The sequence below is a fragment of the Tardiphaga sp. genome, assembly GCF_025356345.1.
Taxonomy (GTDB): Bacteria; Pseudomonadota; Alphaproteobacteria; order Rhizobiales; family Xanthobacteraceae; genus Tardiphaga.
Genome location: NZ_JANXTC010000005.1, coordinates 1 through 2,228 on the forward strand (window position 1 = coordinate 1; position 2,228 = coordinate 2,228).

A 2,228-nucleotide genomic window follows, 5' to 3' on the forward strand; every position below is an offset into this window, starting at 1 on the left:
GAAGCGCACTTTTTCAGCGCACGGCACCATCTCGACGATCGCTTCGGCAACGCGCATCTCGATCGGATGCGGCAGGGAGAAGATCACCCCTTCATCGAGTTGCGCGCGCACCGCGGCATCAACGTCTGGATCACTATAGCCGAGCGTAATGGCGCAAAGCGAACTGACGAAATCGATATATTCGTTGCCGTCAACATCCCAGGCGCGCGATCCCTTGGCACGCTGGATAAAGAACGGCGCGGCCCCGCGTGGATATTGCGTCAGGCTCTTGGAGAACGTCTGCGACGCTAGCGGGACGGTGCGCAGCGCACGCTCAAGCAGTTCTTCTGAACACTTGTATCGATCATTCATCGAAACTGCCCTTGTGAATCATCAAATATTGCTTCGCTTGAGGTTGCGGTGCAGCACGGTGCAGACTGCCCGATCCTGATCGTCCTCGACCGGGCCTAGCACGCCGCTGGAATATGTGAAGACCACCTCTTCTTCGAGGGCATAGGTTTCCAGCGTGCCGCCGTCGCGTACCAAGCCGTCGATTGCGGCGATCGATCGCGCCAGCTGGGCGCGGCCGACCCAGTGCAACACGAAGCTGACGATCACCACGTCGAACGGCGCGTCGAACGGCGGTGCATCGGCGGTGCCGCTGCGCAGCGTTAGGCCGGGCCACGCGGCACTCCCTTCGGCGATCGCCGCTTCGCTGACGTCGAATCCGGCCAGCTGCAGGCCGGGGTATCTTTCGCCGAGTTGAGCTAACCGCCAGCCGTTTGAGCATCCGACCTCGCAGATTGAACGCGCATCGGTCGCATCGATCGCACGCAACGTCGCCTCGGCGGTGCGATCGACCGGCCGCGTGGCCGACAGTGCGCCGGCGTTGCGGCGAAACCAGGCATCACCCTCTCCATCACGAAAGACGGCACTTTGATCGACGAGGGGCAAGGAGCATCCTTTCCGGGAAAGCGAATGATTGATATTATGGGATTATTGCAGATAATTCCAGTGCGCCGGATTGAGATAGCGGGCGTTGATCGGCGGCGCTGGGGGCGGAGGTGGGGCGTCAATCCCGCCTCCTGCGCCGCACGCCAGGGCAACGAGAATAGCGCGCAGTTCCGATACGCGCGTCACTCCAAGCACCAGCCGATCGATCCGCTGCTCGCGCAGCGTGGCGGCCAGCACCGCCTCAAGCGGTGTCAAGCCGGCTTGTGCGCCCCAGACGTGGATCGCGCGCACTGCATCGGCCAAGGGTCCAAAGCTCGGCGGGATGGCTGCAGGATCCTGTAGCAGCAAGCCTTGCAGGAAAATAGAGCGGGCATGCACTTCGATTCGCGCCGCGGAAAGCCGGGTGAGCTGTCCACCCTCATCCAGCCGTCGATCCAGCACATTATAAGGCAGCTGGACCAAATCGAGCGGGTAGCGATCGAGCGCGGCGTCGATTTGGGCGCCCTCATAGACCGAGCAACCGATCTTATCGGTGCGCCCGGCCGCTTTAAGCGCGCCCATCGCCTGCCACAGCGAGTAGCCCCAGGGGCCCAGCAGATCGTCGGCATCGTGAAAGAGCAGGGCACCGACCCGGTCGCGCGCAAGCTGGGCGAGCGACTGTTCGAACCCGCTGTGGAGCAGAGCAACCGCCTCGGCGGCCGAACCGCACGCGCCGAATTTCGGCGTTTTAGTGACAATGGTGAACCTGGCACCCATTGGTATCGCGCCCAGCACCGCTTCGCTTGCCCCGTAGAGATGCGCAGTGTCGAGCAGGTCGATCCCAGCGCCGGCGGCAAGCGCCAGGATCGCTGCAACTTCATCCTCCGCGACGCGACCGCCGACATTGGTGATGCCGTAATCGACGCCGAACTGGACGGTGCCGAGCGCTAGGCGATCGATTGAGGTAGTCACATGCGTGCGGCGGACCTGACCGCGGCGATCACGGTGGACGCGTCGGTATCGGTCATGTCGGGATAGAGCGGGATGCTGACGGCGCCAGCATAATAGCGCTCGGCTTCGGGGCACAGCCCGGCCGCGAAGCCCAGGGTGCGATAGTAGGGCTGAAGATAGACTGGCATATAATGCAGGTTCACGCCCAGACCGGCGGCTCGTAGCGCCTCGAAGATGCGGCAATGCCGGGCTGGTTCCTCGCTGGCAAAATGCGTGATGTAGAGATGATAGCTCGATGCGGCGTCGGTTGCGAAACTGAATCCCGGCCGCACTGAAACGCTGCGTCGCCTGAATCGCACCGAGTA

Annotated in this window: 4 protein-coding genes; all 4 read right to left on the reverse strand. The window is 62.9% G+C overall.

The features are described from left to right. Nucleotides 1–351: aminotransferase class III-fold pyridoxal phosphate-dependent enzyme (locus Q0S16_RS00110; RefSeq protein WP_295843707.1), on the reverse strand; the 351-nt coding region annotated here is incomplete at its 3' end. 21 nt (nt 352–372) lie between these two features. Beyond that, nucleotides 373–933 (reverse strand): class I SAM-dependent methyltransferase, encoded by a 561-nt coding sequence (locus Q0S16_RS00115; RefSeq protein WP_295843708.1) that lies wholly within the window; start codon nt 931–933, stop codon nt 373–375. Between the two features lie 42 nt (nt 934–975). Further along, a complete protein-coding gene (locus tag Q0S16_RS00120) occupies nt 976–1,884 on the reverse strand; it encodes an aldo/keto reductase (RefSeq protein ID WP_295843710.1) in 909 nt (302 codons plus the stop codon). Next, nucleotides 1,881–2,228: DegT/DnrJ/EryC1/StrS family aminotransferase (locus Q0S16_RS00125; RefSeq protein WP_295843712.1), on the reverse strand; the 348-nt coding region annotated here is incomplete at its 5' end. The genes Q0S16_RS00120 and Q0S16_RS00125, both read right to left, overlap by 4 nt.